At 69.3% G+C, this 16,187-nt stretch carries 13 protein-coding genes; 10 read left to right on the forward strand and 3 right to left on the reverse strand.

The window, feature by feature from the left end:
- Nucleotides 1-7: 7 nt before the first annotated feature.
- The 7 genes from HNR73_RS00710 (at nucleotide 8) to HNR73_RS00740 (ending at nucleotide 9,059) form a co-directional block, all read left to right on the forward strand.
- Nucleotides 8-1,066 carry a golvesin C-terminal-like domain-containing protein gene (locus HNR73_RS00710; protein WP_260336850.1) on the forward strand — a complete coding sequence of 353 codons (1,059 nt, stop codon included), beginning with the start codon at nucleotides 8-10 and terminating at the stop codon, nucleotides 1,064-1,066.
- Between the two features lie 146 nt (nucleotides 1,067-1,212).
- Nucleotides 1,213-2,286, forward strand: a complete 1,074-nt coding sequence (locus HNR73_RS00715; RefSeq protein ID WP_184785218.1) for a glycerophosphodiester phosphodiesterase family protein — start codon at nucleotides 1,213-1,215, stop codon at nucleotides 2,284-2,286.
- A 244-nt stretch (nucleotides 2,287-2,530) separates the two neighbouring features.
- A complete protein-coding gene (locus HNR73_RS00720) occupies nucleotides 2,531-3,331 on the forward strand; it encodes an SCO2525 family SAM-dependent methyltransferase (RefSeq protein ID WP_203686587.1) in 801 nt (266 codons plus the stop codon).
- 1,144 nt (nucleotides 3,332-4,475) lie between these two features.
- Complete coding sequence (locus HNR73_RS00725) at nucleotides 4,476-5,279, forward strand: hypothetical protein (protein WP_203686589.1); 804 nt, start codon at nucleotides 4,476-4,478, stop codon at nucleotides 5,277-5,279.
- Nucleotides 5,280-5,308: 29 nt separating this feature from the next.
- The gene (locus tag HNR73_RS00730) at nucleotides 5,309-7,165 is read left to right on the forward strand and encodes an SCO2524 family protein (RefSeq protein ID WP_184785221.1); all 1,857 of its coding nucleotides are present in this window, start codon (nucleotides 5,309-5,311) and stop codon (nucleotides 7,163-7,165) included.
- Nucleotides 7,166-7,167: 2 nt separating this feature from the next.
- Entirely contained in the window at nucleotides 7,168-8,079 is a 912-nt protein-coding gene (locus tag HNR73_RS00735; RefSeq protein ID WP_184785222.1) for an SCO2523 family variant P-loop protein, read from the forward strand.
- A complete protein-coding gene (locus HNR73_RS00740; RefSeq protein WP_184785223.1) occupies nucleotides 8,064-9,059 on the forward strand; it encodes an SCO2522 family protein in 996 nt (331 codons plus the stop codon). Before HNR73_RS00735 ends, HNR73_RS00740 begins: the two co-directional genes overlap by 16 nt.
- Here the strand turns inward: HNR73_RS00740 and HNR73_RS00745 are convergent.
- Together HNR73_RS00745 and HNR73_RS00750 are read right to left on the reverse strand one after the other, a co-directional pair.
- Complete coding sequence (locus HNR73_RS00745; protein WP_184785224.1) at nucleotides 9,056-10,030, reverse strand: DUF6879 family protein; 975 nt, start codon at nucleotides 10,028-10,030, stop codon at nucleotides 9,056-9,058. The genes HNR73_RS00740 and HNR73_RS00745 overlap by 4 nt on opposite strands.
- Nucleotides 10,031-10,061: 31 nt before the next feature.
- The gene (locus HNR73_RS00750) at nucleotides 10,062-11,036 is read right to left on the reverse strand and encodes an SCO2521 family protein (protein WP_184785225.1); all 975 of its coding nucleotides are present in this window, start codon (nucleotides 11,034-11,036) and stop codon (nucleotides 10,062-10,064) included.
- A 75-nt stretch (nucleotides 11,037-11,111) separates the two neighbouring features.
- Here HNR73_RS00750 and HNR73_RS00755 point away from each other — a divergent pair, with 75 nt between their 5' ends.
- Entirely contained in the window at nucleotides 11,112-12,092 is a 981-nt protein-coding gene (locus HNR73_RS00755) for an FAD-dependent oxidoreductase (RefSeq protein WP_239122240.1), read from the forward strand.
- A gap of 56 nt (nucleotides 12,093-12,148) precedes the next feature.
- On the opposite strand, the gene HNR73_RS00760 is transcribed toward HNR73_RS00755, so the two are convergent.
- Entirely contained in the window at nucleotides 12,149-13,630 is a 1,482-nt protein-coding gene (locus HNR73_RS00760) for a glycoside hydrolase family 3 protein (RefSeq protein WP_184785226.1), read from the reverse strand.
- 147 nt (nucleotides 13,631-13,777) lie between these two features.
- Between HNR73_RS00760 and HNR73_RS00765 the strand changes: the two genes are divergently transcribed.
- Together HNR73_RS00765 and HNR73_RS00770 are read left to right on the forward strand one after the other, a co-directional pair.
- Nucleotides 13,778-14,953 carry an ROK family transcriptional regulator gene (locus HNR73_RS00765; protein ID WP_184785227.1) on the forward strand — a complete coding sequence of 392 codons (1,176 nt, stop codon included), beginning with the start codon at nucleotides 13,778-13,780 and terminating at the stop codon, nucleotides 14,951-14,953.
- 139 nt (nucleotides 14,954-15,092) lie between these two features.
- Nucleotides 15,093-16,169, forward strand: a complete 1,077-nt coding sequence (locus HNR73_RS00770; RefSeq protein WP_203686592.1) for a golvesin C-terminal-like domain-containing protein — start codon at nucleotides 15,093-15,095, stop codon at nucleotides 16,167-16,169.
- The last annotated feature ends 18 nt before the right edge of the window (nucleotides 16,170-16,187 follow it).

Genomic DNA, 16,187 nt, shown 5'->3' on the forward strand with positions numbered 1-16,187 from the left:
TCCATTAATGTCGCGCCGGAACATCTTCCGGGGAGCCGTGGTCCTCGGGACCGCGGCCACGGTCGGCGGCTTCACCGTCTCGACGGCGAGTGCGGCCGTGCCGAACCCGGGGATCGCGAGCTGCGCGACCTGGGGTGCCCGGGCGGCGAGCGGACTGTCGCAGATCGCCACCGACGCCAACAAGATCGTCATCCACCACACGGCGACGGCGAACCAGACCGACGTGTCGCAGGCCGCGGCCTACCGGCTGGCGCGGTCGATCCAGAGCTACCACATGGACAGCAACGGCTGGGCCGACACCGGCCAGCACTTCACCGTCAGCCGCGGCGGGTACGCGATGGAGGGGCGCCACTACAGCCTCTCGCACCTGACCAGCGGCAACGGGATGGTCGTCGGCGCGCACTGCCCGGGCCAGAACAGCCAGGGCATCGGCATCGAGAACGAGGGCACCTACACCAGCGCGACCCCGCCGGACGCGCTGTGGGCCAAGCTCGTCGACGTGTGCGCCTACATCTGCCAGCAGTACGGCATCGCGCCCAGCAAGATCTACGGCCACCGCGACTACGTGGCCACCTCCTGCCCCGGCGACAAGCTGTACAGCATGCTCCCCTCGCTGCGCACGGCCGTCGCCGACAAGCTCAACGGCGGCACGACACCGACCTTCCAGGTGGTCATCGACAACGGAAGTGCCGGTTTCACCGCGAGCGCGAACTGGGCGGTGTCGTCCTACTCGGCGCAGCGCTACGGTTCGAACTACCACTACGCCAACCCCGAGGCGGTCTCCGACGGCGCGTACTACCGCGCGACGCTCCCCGCCACGGGCGACTACAAGGTCGAGACCTGGTACCCCGCCGACGCCGGTTACAACGCCACCGCGCCCTTCGTGGTGTTCGCCAGTGGAGGCAACAAGACCGTCACCGTGAACCAGCAGGGTAACGGCGGCAAGTGGGTCGACCTGGGTACCCACGCCTTCGGTTCCGGTGCCCGCGACATCGTCGCGGTTAGCCGCTGGAGCTCCGGCGCGGGTTACGTCATCGCCGACGCGGTCCGGGTGACCCGCGTCTGATGGACTCGGTCCCGCCGGGCGCCGTCGCCACGGACCGGCGGGACCGGTTAGTCTGTTTTGGACGTTCTACTGCCGGACCCCGGTTGTTCGCCGGGGATTGGTACGGAACCGATTGGGTGGGCCCGAGTTCACTCCAGGAGGTATCCATGCGACGCCGCACTCTCGTCACCGGGACACTGTCCGCCGCCGCGGCGGCATTCGTCGTCACCGGCGCCGGTTCCCCCGCCCAGGCCGAGGAGCGATCCGTGAGCAACGGCCGCAAGCCGAAGCACCGGGTCCAGATCGTCGGCCACCGCGGTTCCTGCGGCTACCGGCCGGAGCACACCCTGGAGTCGTACCGGCTCGCGATCCGGCAGGGCGTCGACATCATCGAACCCGATCTCGTGCCGACCAGCGACGGTGTCCTCGTCGCGCGTCACGAGCCCGAGATCGGCGGCACCACCGACGTCTCGTCGCGGCCCGAGTTCCTCGACCGCCGGACCACGAAGGTCATCGACGGACTCAACGTGACCGGTTGGTTCACCACCGACTTCACCCTCGCCGAGCTGAAGACCCTGCGGGCCAAGGAACGCCTCCCGCAGCTGCGCCCGGCCAACACCGCCTACGACGGTCTGTGGGAGGTCCCGACCTTCGACGAGATCGTCGCGCTGCTGCTCGCCGAGCGCCGTCGCACGGGCCGCCACATCGGGATGTACCCCGAGACCAAGCACCCGAGCTACTTCCGCTCCATCGGCCTCCCGCTGGAGGACACGCTGGTCCGGACGCTGCGCAGGAACCGTCTCGACGGCAAGAAGTCGGGCGTGCTGCTCCAGTCCTTCGAGCAGGACAGCCTCCGGCGCCTCAAGGCGAAGGTCGGCAACCGCCTGCACTGGGCGACCGAGACGACGCCGACGGCGGCGGTCCTCGACGCCTACGCCGAGCTGGGGCACGGCATCAACTTCACCAAGAACCTGATCATCCCGCGCGACGCCGCCGGCAACCTCACCACGCCGACCACCGTCGTCGCCGAGGCCAAGGCGAGGGGCCTCACGGTGCACGCCTGGACCTTCCGCAGTGAGAACAACTTCCTGCCCACCAACCTGCGCGTCGGCACCGACCCGGCCGCCTGGGGCGACTTCCGCGCCGAGTACGACGCCTTCCTCGCCACCGGCATCGACGGCCTGTTCACCGACTTCCCCGACAAGGCCATCGAGGCCCGCGACGCGGCCTGCGAGGACTAGCCCCGGTCGTGCGAAAGCCTGAGCGGCACCGGATTCACCAGGTCCGGTGCCGCGGTGCGTCGGTGTTTCGACACCGTCTCGGCGGACGGGCGGATACGCTGGATCCCCATCCGACCAACGAGGCCACACGCAGTCGAGTCGGTCGGCGCGCCTTGAGGATTGCCGACGGTGCCTGCCCATGAATCATTTAGCCGCTGAATCCCCCGAGCCCGTGCCAGCCTGGACACCGCCCGAGGACCGGCACGTGTTCAACGAGGATTTTCCCTGGGACGCGTTCGACTCCGAGTGGTACCACTCCCTCAACTACGCGACCCTGCGCGACGACGACCACGACATCCTGACGATCGTGCGGGACTTCTTCACCGAGGCCCACGCGCAGGACCGTCCCGAGCGCGCCTGGAGCGGCCTCGACGTCGGCACCGGCGCCAACCTGTACCCGGCCCTGTCCATGCTGCCCTTCTGCCGGCGGATCCGCCTGCACGAGTTCTCCGCGAGCAACGTCTCGTGGCTGGAGCGCGAGATCGGCGGCGGCTTCCGGCCGAGCTGGGATCCTTTCTGGGCGGCGCTGTGCGAACGCGAGCCCTACGCGGCGGTCGCCGATCCCCGCGCGAGGCTGCGGGAGGTCGCCGAGGTCTGCCAGGACAGCGTGTTCACGCTGTCCGACGGTGCGGAGACCGGTCCGCGGGACGTCTTCAACGGCCTCGCGGTGCGGACCTGGGACGTTGGCACGATGTTCTTCGGGGCGGAGTCGATGACGACCGACTTCGTCGAGTTCAAGCTGGCCGTCGGCCGCTTCATGCACTCCCTGCGGCCGGGCGCGCCCTTCGCGGCGGCGTTCATGCGCGACTCGAAGGGCTACACCGTCGGGGACGTCGACTTCCCGGCCGTCGCGATCAAGGAGCAGGACGTCGCGGAGTGCCTCGAAGGCCTCGCCTCGCGCGTGGAGGTTCAGGTGACGGGACTGGAGGCGACCTTGCGGGCCGGGTACGGCGGCATGATCGTGGCGACCGGCCGGGCGGCCGACGGGAGAGCCGGCTGGCGGTGACCGCGGCCCGGGCCGCGCGAAAACGCGCGGCCCGGCGGCACACCGTCCATGCGGGATATGCGCGCGTCGCTCCCGTACGAGGGCTTGCCCTCGTACGGACGGAAACCGTGCGGTTCTCGGCGATGCCCAACGTCACCCGTGCCCGACGCTGTCCTCGCATACGGATGGAATAGGGGCACTCGGCCCGGTCATGGGGTTTCCTCGCCGACGCGGCACCGGCGACTCGGCGCCGACCGCGACGCGATCGCCTCGCCGATCACGTGATCCGATTCTTTGCCTCCTTCGCGGCGGACGGAATGAGGAACCGTGACTCCGTCCGGGCGTTGAGCCGGACACCCGCCGTGGAAGTGGCGGCCCGTCTTCATTCCGCATGGGAATCCTTCCCATGCGAGTCCGCAAAGGACACGATGCGTTCTCTTTCGCGGCACGCCCGTCCGTGCCGAAAAGGGCGGAATCCCATTGTCGGCGACTTGCCTCCCATTGCCCGACAGGCGAACTCCAGATCGTCCCGGTGGCAATGGTTCGACCGCGTTACGGCGGTCCTTTTCCCGTTTCTCCCGCGAACTCCGGGTGACTCCCGGTTCCGCAGCGTCGGCTCCGCTTCACGACGCCATGCCCGAGCGCGTTTGAGTAACGTGAATCATTGGGTATGTAGTCATCGACACCTGTCCGTCGCCATAGGACTGAGGATCAGGACGCATGGTGACGCGGTGACGAGATCGCGTCCCGCTCACCGTCGTGGGTGGACGGGTCCGCCGGTCAGGTGGGGTGGCTCCCACGGTCGGGGGATGCCGGCCGGCCGCTCGGCCCGGGTTCAGTGATCGGCGGCGGACGGCGCACCCGGGTGTCCGCCGAGGTGGGCGGCGACCGTCGGCCGGTCTCGATCGCCGGCCCCTATATGGAACTGTGATGCGACCTTCGGTCGCGCAACCCGAGGTCGTTTGGGTGCGTGTAAAGGGATCCGTGCTTCGGTGCCGATCGGGCCCCGACAGTCCCTTGTAGAACCGAAGCTAATGTGGATAGATGGTCGATCAGGCCGGCTCGCACTTCGCGGTCGGTCGGCGACCCACGATGATCTTGTAGGAGCTCATCCATGCATCCTCTCCGTGAGGACCCTGCTACGGAGCGGGGTAATATCCCCTCCGTGACCGAGCCAGCACTGTCCCTTAGTCGCAACGACGACTTTGTCTGGGACACCTTCAATGCCGCGTGGTACCAGGAGCACAACTACGGGACCCTGCGTCCGGACGACGAGGAGATCCTGCAGACGGTGCGCGACTTCTTCGCCGCCGTCTACGCCGAGGACCGGCCGACGCGAAAGTGGCACGGTATCGATGTCGGCCCGGGAGCCAATCTCTATCCCTCGCTGTCGATGCTGCCGTTCTGTGAGAGCATTCGCCTTCACGAATACTCCGAGAACAACGTCGCCTGGCTTCGCGCGGAGATCCAGGGCGGCTACGGAGAATCCTGGGACGCCTTCTGGAAGATCCTCACCGAGAATCCCGCCTACCGTTCGGTCGAAGACCCTCGCGCGGCCCTGAAGAAGATCGCCGACGTCAACAAGGACAGCGTCTTTCGCCTGGACGAGGTCAAGGTCGAGGGCGGCAGTCTGCTGGATCTGCCCGCCGAGCAATGGGACGTCGGCACGATGTTCTTCGTCGCCGAGTCGCTCACCGGTGAGAAGGCCGAGTTCGAAAAGGCCGTCCGCAAGTTCGTGCACTCATTGCGCCCCCGTGCACCGTTCGCCGCGGCGTTCATGAAGGATTCGGCCGGCTACTTCGTCGACGACCAGCGCTTTCCGGCCGTTGCGATCACGGAGGCCGATGTGAGAGAGTGCTTGACAAGCCTCGCGTCCAATGTGGATGTTCGGGTGCTGGGGCAAGACGCCTCCCTGCGGGACGGTTACGGCGGGATGATCATCGCGACCGGGAGGGCGGGCGACAACTGAAGCTGTGACGGGAGGATGGTTGAGGTCCCATGAGGATTCAACCGAGACAGCACCTGCTTGAGATCTGGGAAGCGCTCATCCGTTCGTCCTATGTCAAGGACGAGAGTTCCAAGGAGAGCCACTGGGCGTGGGGCGGTGCCGACAGCGACGATTCGGTCTATGACACGCAGCAACTCCTCTGCCTGATGTTCCCGGCGGCCGAGGTGCCCGCGTTCGCCCTGGAGACCCCCGACGAGACCATCGACGCGGTCGTCGGCGTGCTCGCCCCCTTCGGGACCGCCATTCAGATCCCGCGTGTCCTCACGCGGATCCTCACCTCCTACCTCGAACGCCACAGCGACACCGATGGCAATCCGCGCTTCGCGGGAGGGGGGTACTTCGTCAGCGACACCGGCGAGTCCCCCTCCGAGGAGCAGCGCACCCTCGACGTCACCGAGTCCTTCGCGCTCTCGATCACGCTGACCCTGGCGATCCTCGGTTTCGCGCGCAAGTTCCGTGAGGGGCTGCGCAGCAAGAGCTACATCGCCGAGGCCGAGAAGCTGGAGGCCCTGGCCAGTAAGCGGCTCACCGCCGCCATGGTCGGCCTCCTGCGAAGTTTCACGGTCAACGCCTTCGAGGCCGAGTCCCCTGAGGGCCGGCTCCTGCTGGCGTCGATGAACGAGACGAACCTGCCGACGCGCCGGCTCGTCGAGGAACTGCGCCGCGAACTCCGTGACGTCAACGCCGGTCTGCGCGACCTGACCATCGGTTCGGGCCGCGAGGCCGAACTCGAAGGCCAGACGACGCTCTTCGAGTGCGGCTGGTCCTGGGGCGTCATCGACGGTGCCCCCGAGATCGTGGACGCCACCGCCGGCGGCACCCAGCGTCCCGGCGTCGCGCAGGACGCGCCCTACCTGTACTTCACCACCGTCGCCCTCGACGGCATCGCCGACCTGTTCTCCACCCGTACCCGCGTCCTCGGCCTGCTCGACGCCGAACAGCGACGCCTCGCCGACTCGCTCCAGCTGCGCTGGGAGATGACCCAGCGCTACTGGGCGAAGCTGGCGACCTTCGGTGTCGGCGACCGCTGGCCCCTGGAGAGCATGCCGTGGAACACCACCGACGCCGAGCACTCCGACTACTTCAGCCTCCTGGTGTCGGCCATCGTCACCCGTGACATGGTCGAGCGCCGCGCCTCCGACGAGCGGCTCAGCCGCCTCGGCCGCGTCCTGGCCGAACTCGCCAAACGCGGTCGCGTCACCGAACGCGCCGAAGGCGCCGACCCCGCCGTCCGGCTGCACTCGCCCGGTCTGCGCGTGGGTCTCGGCGGAGCCGACAAGGTCGGCGGGCCCCAGCTGTACTGGCAGGTCTCGGACTTCGGCGCCGTTCTGCTCAAGCGCATCGTGCGGATCGCCGCCCTGATCGACGACGTGGAGCTGCGCGACGAACTGCTCCGCCTCGGCGACCGGGTATGGGACCACCTCGTCCAGCGGCGGCTGAGCGCCGGCGCGTTCAAGGACCTGTGGGACGAGCCGTCCAATGTGTACGCGCAGCTCGGCGAGGGTCACTCGCTCACCGCTTCCTGGCACCACACGATCCGTGTGGTCGAGAGCCTCGTCGGTGCCGCCGAGCTCGTCCGAAGCGACCCGCCGCGCAGCGAGTTCATGATCCGCCAGGCACAGCACTCGATCAGCGAGGCCGAGCACCTCTACGACCAGGAACTGCTCGACGGGGGAGCCGAGAGCGGCAAGTCGATCCGCGACCTGCTGCAGACGGTCCACGCGAACCTGTTGCGCGCCAAGGAGATCCAGTACGAGCGCCCGGCCAGCGCGGTGGCCATCGTGCAGAAGGTGCTTCGCGAGCTCGACCGGCTCGCCGCGGCCCGTCAGGACGCCAAGGGGAGGTAGAGGTGCTGGTCTTCGCCACCTCGGACAAGGGCGGCACCGGTCGATCGGTGACCAGCTGCAACATCGTGTACCGCCACGCGCTGCACGGTGGCAATGTCGCGTACCTGGACTTCGACTTCGGTTCGCCGACCTCGGGTGCCATCTTCAACATCGACGGCGCGACGCGTGGGACCACCCGCGGCGGGCTGCACAAGTACCTGCTCGGCGAGATCCCCGAGCCGACGCGCCTGGAGATCTGGGACGAGTCGGACCGCTCCAGCCTGCGCGGCCGTCCCGACGGCGCCGGGCGCCTGACGCTGTTCCCGGGTGACGAGGGCGGCGGCGAGTTCGCCGCCAGCCCGGAGATCGTCGGCCGCTGCATCAGCCTGTTCTCGCGGCTGGAGGAGGAGTACGACCTCACGCTCGTCGACTTGAGCGCGGGCCGCTCCTACGCCACCGACATCGTCCTGCGCGCCACCGCAGACCCGTCCCTGTCGAAGGTCATCTCGCGCTGGCTGATCTTCCACCGCTGGACCCGGCAGCACGTCTACGCCGCCGCCGGCCTCGCCTACGGCGACCGCGGGATCATCAAGTCCGGCGAGGAGCGCGGGCACGACCACGACAAGCTGAAGGACACCATCCGCTTCGTGCGCACGGCCGTGATGGACCCCCGCTCCCAGGAACTGTCGGGACTGCGGGCCGCCCAGGTCGCCTGGCTCAACGACGTCAACGACGACCTGCGCGAGCTCGCCGGGCGCCTGCAGATCGGGCGTACGACGATGCTCGGCTCGGTCCCGATCGACCCGGTGCTCCAGTGGCGCGAGCAGCTGATCTCCGACACCGACACGATCACCCGCCAGATCGCCAACCCGGCCACCGTGGACGCCTTCGTGACGCTGGCGAAACGGCTGACCGATGAATGGCCGGACCTGTGAGCGGCCCGGGGGCGACGACCTTCTCGGAGTCCACCAACGAACCGAAGATCGCCTCGACCCCGCTGGCGCACCTGTCGATCGAGCTCGGCCACCTCTACATGGAGGACTACGCCGCCGGGATGGACCGGCTGGTGTCGCACTTCGCGAAGGTGAAGACCTGGGCGGCGACGGCTGAGGCCGACGCCGCCGAGGCACTGCGCAGGGTCGGCAAGACGCCCCGGATCAGCACGTGCTTCCTGATCGACGACTACTTCACGCGCTTCTCCACCCCGGGCAAGGTCATCGCCGACGTGCTGACCGCCGCGGAGGCCAACGAGGTCCGGATCGACTACGTGGCGCGCGAGGCCGGTTGCGCCCAGGCGGGGGAGGTGTCTCCGGCGAGTCTGGTCGAGGCGCGGCTGGTCGCCGACCCGCCGCCGGGCACGAACGGCCACCGGCCGCCGGTCGGCGTGGTCGGCTGGCTGTCCAACGGGCAGCGCAGTCCCGCCGCGGGCAGTGAGGCGATGGAGGCGCCGACGAAGTGGCGGCCGCCCTCGGAGAACGCCGCGAACCGGCACTCGATCTTTCTCGACGTGGAGTTGTGGGACGTCAAGGGCGGCGAGCGGACCTGGTCGTGTCCCTTCCTGGCGGCGGTGTGGCAGCTGCTGCGCCTCGGCCTGCTGCGCGACAAGGGGGCCGTCGTGGCCGCGCCCGTGCTCTGCCCGGAGCTCGACACCGCCGCCGCGTGGTCCGACATGCCGGTGGTCATGCAGATGGACCAGAAGGCCCCGCCTTTCGCGGCCTACCGGACCTTCTCGATCCTCGACTCGCGCTTCCTGCACATCGAGCACGCCGTCCGCACGATCCTGAGCCAGGTCGCCGTCGAACGCGCGGTCGCCGAGCTGGTCGCCGGGCGGGCCGCGGGCGAGAGGCTGGACTGTCCCGCGACCGTCGTCGAACGGCTGGAGTACTTCTTCACCGGCCCCCGCTGGACGGCCTAGGCGGTTTCGCCCGGCTGCCGGACCGCGGCGATCTGGCGCCGGAACGGCACCGCGTCGTCCCACAGCGCCTCGAAGTCCTCGACGCGTTTGGTGAGCCTCTCGGGCTTGTTCATCAGGCGTGTGTTGACGATGACCGGGTCGGTGTCGCCGGTGTGCTGGGAGGCCGGCGTGGTCTCGTAGCTGACCTGGTTGTCGAAGAGTACGAAGTCGATGAGCGCGTCGTGCTTGGCCGGGTTGAGCACCCGGACGTCGATGCCGACCTCCAGCTGCCGCTGGCAGATCTCGTGCAGGATCTCCTCGTCGGGGTCGTGCGGGTCGAGGACGTGGATCCGGCGGATGTGCACGCCCCGTTTGACGGCCTTGGCCTGCTCGGCGATGTAACGTCGCCCCAGGTCGCTGAGCAGGAAGTGCCGTCCGCCGACGTCGACGGTGTGCAGCGAGATGGCGTTGACGGCCTGGACGGAGTTCTCGGTGAGGATGAGCAGCCAGTCGCGGTCCTCGCCGTCATAGGTGGTCTCGCGGTTGTGGATGAGCTCGTCGACGAAGGTCCGCAGGCCCATGATCCGTTCCAGGATTAAGCCGTAGACGAGCGGATCGACGGCGCGCGAAACCCGGGTCATGCTTTGTATGAGAAGCAGCTGTTCCTCGTTCGGCAATGCCGAGGCCTCCATTCGCTCGAACAGTCCGGAGGCCTCGTTCAACTGCGAGAATTCCTTGTGGATCATCTTCTGGGCGTTGGTGCTCTCGGTCTTATAGGTGTACTCGACCGAATCCAGGCGCCTCTCCACGTCGGTCAGGAACTGGGTCACGAAGGCCACCGAACCCAGAAAGACCGAGGCCATCCACGACCATGCCCCGTCGGGCAGGATCAGCTCCGTCAAGCCGAATCCGAAGGCGCCGATGATCCCGGTGACCAGCACCTTTCGCAGGATTGTCGACTTGTATTTACGCGGCGGATCAGGACTGCTCACGCGTACCTCGCAAAGGGTGGTGCCGCGACGGTCAGGCCTCGCCCGCGTGGCCCCCACCGGAGGCGATGGTGGCGAGCATCATCTGGTCGCGGATACGGGAGATGAGGGTGTTCCACTGCCGGGTGAACCCCGGCCGCCGCTCCAGTTCGTCCCAGAGCGCCGCCGGCTCGGGCTTCAGGCGCGCGGCGGGCATCCACAGGTGGAGCATGTGGTCGATCACCGGTTGCAGGGCGCGGACGACCCCGGCGCGTTCGCCGGTGCCGATGCGGGCGCGCTCGACGTAGCCGAGGACGGTGGTGAGCAGCCAGTCGTGGACGGCGATGTCCTCGCAGAGGGCGGCGAGATCGGGAACGTCGCTGTTCCCCGCCTGCACCCGGGCCGTGCGGGTGACGCTGTCGTCGATGCTGAGCACCATCGTCGCATGTGGACCGCCGTGCTCAACGGCCCAGCGCAGCCGGGTCCGCGCGCTGCGGAACGGTGGTCTGCGGTCGACGTGTTCGGCGAACTGCACCTCGTCGACGATCCGGCCGCTGATCGCGCCGAGGTCGAGGGAGCCGTTGCCGGGCGACGAGTCACAGAATCCCTTGGCCAGCCGCGCGTCGTCGGTGCGCCCGAGGTACTCGATGACGCCCGGGCGGGCGAGGTAGTGGGACCACGGCATGCGCCGCCGGTGCTCGCTCGGCACGACCTCGGCGAAGCTGGATCCCTGCAGGAGATGGCCGCCGGTGAGCAGCGCGCGGGTGACCGCCGTGCCGATTCCGCGCACCGTTCCGCCGGAACCCGTGGGCAGGCCGCAGTCGACGCCGGTCAGGCGCTCGGGCGAGACGGCGTGCGCGATCGGGCGTTCGGAACGACGTACTCGGTCACCGCGCACCAACGTCAACAGATCGGCCGTGAATTGCCCGGAGATCGCCGATGAATGCTGCAGCAGACCGGTGTGAACCTCCCCGATCGTGATCATCTTCGCCGACGCCTTCCCCTTCGTCGCGTGAATATCCTTGAGCATACCCGCCAACACTGTCCACCTAGGACTGTCGGATTCCTTATTCTCAATCCGCGCGCGGACCGCTAGCGTTGTCAGATGGTGCTCATGGGACGGACCGACGTTGTCGTGATCGGCGCGGGCATTTCCGGGCTGACCACCGCGGTGACATTAGCCGAGACAGGCCTCTCGGTGGGGATCCTCGCCGAGCGGGATCCCACGCGAACGAATTCCGCCAAGGCGGGCGCCAGCTGGGGCCCGTACATGGTGTCCGACGACCGGGTCCTGCGCTGGAGCAAGGAGACCTTCGGCGTGCTGGCCGGGATCGCGGCCGGGGCGGGCACGGGTGTGCGCATGGTGCCCGGCGTGGAGGCCTTCGAGGAGCAGGTGGCCGAGCCGCCGAGCTGGGCGCTCGAAGTGCCCGACTTCGTGCGCGGGCTGCCGCCGGGGCTCCCCGCCCACTACGTGGACGGCTGGCGCTACACGGTCCCCATCGTGGACATGCCCGTGTACCTGAAGTACCTCAGCCGGCGCTTCATCGAGGCCGGAGGGACTCTGGAGATCGGGCGGGCCGTCACCGGGTTCACCGACGTGGCCGCCGATCGCCGGACGGGCACGATCCTGGTCAACTGCACGGGAGCGGCCTCGCGGTACCTGGTGCCCGACGACAGCCTCACGGCCGTGCGCGGGCAGCTCGTGCTGGTCGACAACCCCGGGATCGGTGAGTTCTTCCAGGACAACCCGCACGGCTCGGACCTGACCTGCATCTTCCCGCACGAGGACTACGTGGTCCTCGGCGGGAACGCGAGCCCCGACGTCGCCGACACGGCACCCGACCCTCGGGTCGCCGCACAGATCCTCGAACGCTGCCGGGAGGTCGATCCCCGGCTGAACGACGCCCGCGTCATCGGCCACCGCGTGGGTCTGCGGCCCAACCGGCCGAGCGTGCGCGTCGAGTGGGACGAACGCACCGACTTCCCGCTCCTCCACAACTACGGCCACGGCGGTTCGGGCGTCACCCTCTCCTGGGGCTGCGCCTTCGAGGTGCTGGAACTTCTGCGGAGCCGGCGCCCGGCCTGAACCCGCGGTGCCGGTACGAGCGGGAAACCCCGCCCGTACCGGCACCGCGGACCGTCCTAGTTCCCGAGCAGGGCCTCCGTGGCAGCCTCGGCGTTGACCGGGGCGGCGCCGTAGGTCGCGACGTAGGCGGCGGCACCGGCGGGACGCCAGCGGGCCGGCCAGCCCATCTCGACCAGCACGGTCGGGATGCCCGAGGCGGCCACACCCTCCACCAGCGTGCGTGAACGGTGGTGGCGGTGGGTGTCGCGGGCGACGACGACGACCGAGCGGCCGTCGGCGCGGGCCGTCACCGCCGAGGTGTCGGCGGTGTCGTGGTCCAGGTACAGCGTCTCGCTCTCGGCGAGGCGCTTGGCCAGGAGCGGCGTCACGCCCCACGGCACGTCGCCGACGGCGATGTTGCCGGGGGTGTCGATGTGCACGATCAGGGCGTCCGACAGGTTCGGCACCGTCCCCTCGACGTGCACGGCGCGACGGGCGGCGTCCGGGCCGACGCTGGCGGCGGTGTGGACGCCGTTGCCGTTGCCCTGGGCGCCGACGAGCCACGAGCGCAGCTCGTCGCCGCGGCGGGCCGCGTCGTGCAGGCGCTCCTCGGGCAGCTCGCCCGACTTCACCGCGGTCAGGATCGCGCCCACGGTCGCGTGCACGAGATCGGTCATGGGCCCCTGCTTCTGCGTCTCGCCGCCGAAGCAGATGAGGTCGCACCCGGCCCCGATCGCCTGCGCGATCGCCGCCGGGATCCCGCGCGTGCCGGACACGCCCCGCATCTCCACGGCGTCGGTGATCACCGCGCCGCCGAAGCCGAGCTCGCCGCGCAGCAGAGTGGTCAGCGCGGCGGGGGAGAGGGTGGCGGGCAGCTCGCCGGTCAGGGAGGGAACGCGGATGTGGCCGGTCATGACCACCCGGGTGCCCGCCGCGATGGCGGCGGCGAAGGGCACGAGCTCGCGCTCACGGAGGGTTTCGAGGGACACGTCGACCATCGGCAGCGTGTGGTGCGAGTCGTCGACGGTGGCGCCGTGGCCCGGGAAGTGCTTGGCGCAGGCGGCGACACCGGCGTCCTGCAGTCCCGCGATGGCGGCCGCGGCGTGCCGGGCGACGAGGTGGGGGTCGCGGCCGAAGGAGCGGGTGCCGATGACGGGGTTGTCGTCGGCCACGTTGATGTCGACGGCGGGGGCGCAGTTGAGGTTGACGCCGACGGCGTGCAGCTCGTCGCCGATCGCGCGGTGGACCGCGCGGGTGAGCTCGACGTCGTCGACGGCGCCGAGGGCGGCGTTGCCCGGGTAGGGGCTGCCGGCGGCGTGGTGGAGGCGCGTGACGTCGCCGCCCTCCTCGTCGGCACCGATGAGCGCGTCGGGCCGGACGGCCCGCAACTGGGCGGTCAGCTCGGCGACCTGTCCTGGGTTGGCGATGTTGTAACCGAACAGGACGTAGCCGCCGATGCCTTCCGCGAGGAGGTCGAGTGCCCACCGGGGAGCGGTGGTACCGGAGAAACCCGGCAAAAGGGTACGAAGTGCCAGTGCTCGCAAGTCCTGATCGGTCATAAGGGACACCATTCGGGGAGGGTATTTGCTTAGAAACTTGCCAATAAGAATAGACGGTCGGTGCCACTTCGCGCCGCCGTGGACTCGGTACGCAAAGATGCTGGTTAGAAACCCAGCCCCTACGACCATGACGAAGGGCGACCACTCATGGCGACTCGCCGTTTCCCGGGTATTCCCAGCCTGTTGCGCGTACTGAACGACCGTGCGGCACTAGAGCTGCTGTTGCACAACGGCCCGATGACCAGGGCCGAGCTGGCCGCAGAGACCTCGCTGTCCAAGGTGACCGCGTCCCAGATGGTGGAGCGGCTGGAGGCGCGCGGTCTCGTCACGGTCGTCGGCAGCCGTCCCGGAGGGCGCGGGCCGAATGCGACGGTGTACTCCGTGGTGCCCGGGTACGCCTATGTCGTCGGTGTCGACGTGGGTCCCCGCACGGTGACCGCGGCCCTTGCCGACCTGACCGGCTCGGTGTGCGGACGTGTGCGCATCGACACCGGCGATGGTGACGACCCCGTGCAGGTGGTGCACAGAGCGGTGTTCGACGTTGTCGAGGCCGCCGACGTGCCCCAGGACCGGATCCGCCGGATCGTGTGCGGCACGCCCGGGCTCGTCGAGCCCGACAGTGGCGACCTCGGCTTCTCCTGGGAACTGCCGAGCTGGCACCACGGTCTGCGCGCGGCCCTCACCGAGGACCTCAAGCGGCCGGTCGTCTTCGAGAACGATGTGAACCTGGCCGCCGTCGCCGAGCACCGCGACGGAGCCGCCGGAGGTGTCGACGACTTCGTCTACGTGTGGTTCAGTCGCGGCCTCGGCGTCGGCGTGATCCTCAACGGGCGCCTCCATCGCGGCGCGACCGGCGGGGCCGGCGAGATCGGCTACCTGCCGGTGCCCGGCGGCCCACTGCCGTCCGGCTCGGTCGCCCGCCGGGCCAAGGGCTCCTTCCAGCAGCTCGCCGGTGCCGACATCGTCCGCAACCTCGCCCGCGACTACGGCTTCGACCGCGTCAACGGCGCCAAGGCCGTCAAGGCCGCCGTCGCCGCGGGCGCGGAGGGCGAGGCCTTCCTCGACGAGCTCGCCTCGCGTATGGCGCTGGGCGTGGCCTCGGTCAGCGTCGTCCTCGACCCGGGCCTGGTCGTGCTCGGCGGTGCCGTCGGCTACGCCGGTGGCGAGGCCCTGGCCACGCGCGTCGCCGCGCAGGTCGGCAAGCTCGCCCCGGTCCGGCCGCGTGTGGTGGTCGGGACGGTCCCAGAGGACCCGGTGATGCGCGGCGCGATGTTCGTCGGCCTCGACGCCGTTCGGGAGGAGATCTTCGACGAGGAGGCGTGAGGCCCGGGGGAGGGCGGCGTCCCTCTCCCCCCCCCCCCCCCCTCGTTCCGGTGACGCGCGGCCGATCTCCCCGAAGATTGACCGAGTTTCACCTAAAGTGCCGGATATGTCTTTTGCTCGTGTTGTTCGTACGCTGACCGTGGCGGTCGCGACCGGCGCGATCCTGACCGCCTCCGTGCTCGGCGCCGCTCCGGCCGGCGCCGACCCGTCCGATTCCGATCCCGGCGCGCCCGGTGACAAGGGCGGCTCCGGCCTCGCCGACCCGCCCTCGGCCCTCCCCGGCGCTCCCGAAGACCCCGAGGCCGCGACGACCGACTACAAGGCCGCCGACTGGACCGCGGCCAGCAAGAAGAACTACACGGTCGCCGACCGCCCGAAGGACCACAGGATCCGCTACGTCGTCATCCACGTCATGCAGGGCACCTACGAGGGCACCAAGGCGTGGTTCCAGAACCCGAAGGCCGAGGTCACCACGCACTACATCATGCGGGCCAAGGACGGCCACGTCACGCAGATGGTGCGCGAGAAGAACATCGCCTGGCACGCCGGGAACTGGGACGTCAACACCGAGTCCATCGGCATCGAGCACGAGGGCTGGGTGAGCGAGAAGAAGTGGTTCACCGACACCGTCTACAAGTCCTCGGCGGCCCTGGTCCGCAACATCTGCGCGCGCTACAAGATCCCGATGGACCGCGAGCACATCATCGGCCACGTCGAGGTCCCCGGCGCCGACCACACCGACCCGGGCAAGTACTGGGACTGGGACCGGTACATGAAGTTCCTGCGCGCCGACGACGATGACGACGAGGAGCCCGGCATCGTCGTCGACGACGCCACCGAAGGACGCGTCACGGCCGGCGCGAGCTGGTCGACGGCGTCGATGAGCGGGCAGTGGGGCGAGTCGGTCCGCGTCGCCGACCCGGTCGCCAAAAGCGACCCGCTGTGGTTCAAGGCGGCCGTGCCCTCGTCCGGTTCCTACCGCGTCTACGCGCGCTACCCGGCCGCGAGCGGCAACAACGACAAGACGCCCTACATCGTCAACACCGCCGACGGCAACACGTCGGTGTACGTCGACCAGAGATCCGGCGGCGGGGAGTGGCGGTCCCTCGGGGTCTTCGCCCTCACCGCCGGCGACCACGACGTCGTCGCCGTCAGCAGGTGGACCGGCGGCAAGGGCCGGATCGTCGCCGACGCGATCCGCCTGGTCAAGCAGTAGCGGTGAAGAGGCCCGCCC

The organism is Phytomonospora endophytica (assembly GCF_014202425.1).
GTDB lineage: Bacteria > Actinomycetota > Actinomycetes > Mycobacteriales > Micromonosporaceae > Phytomonospora > Phytomonospora endophytica.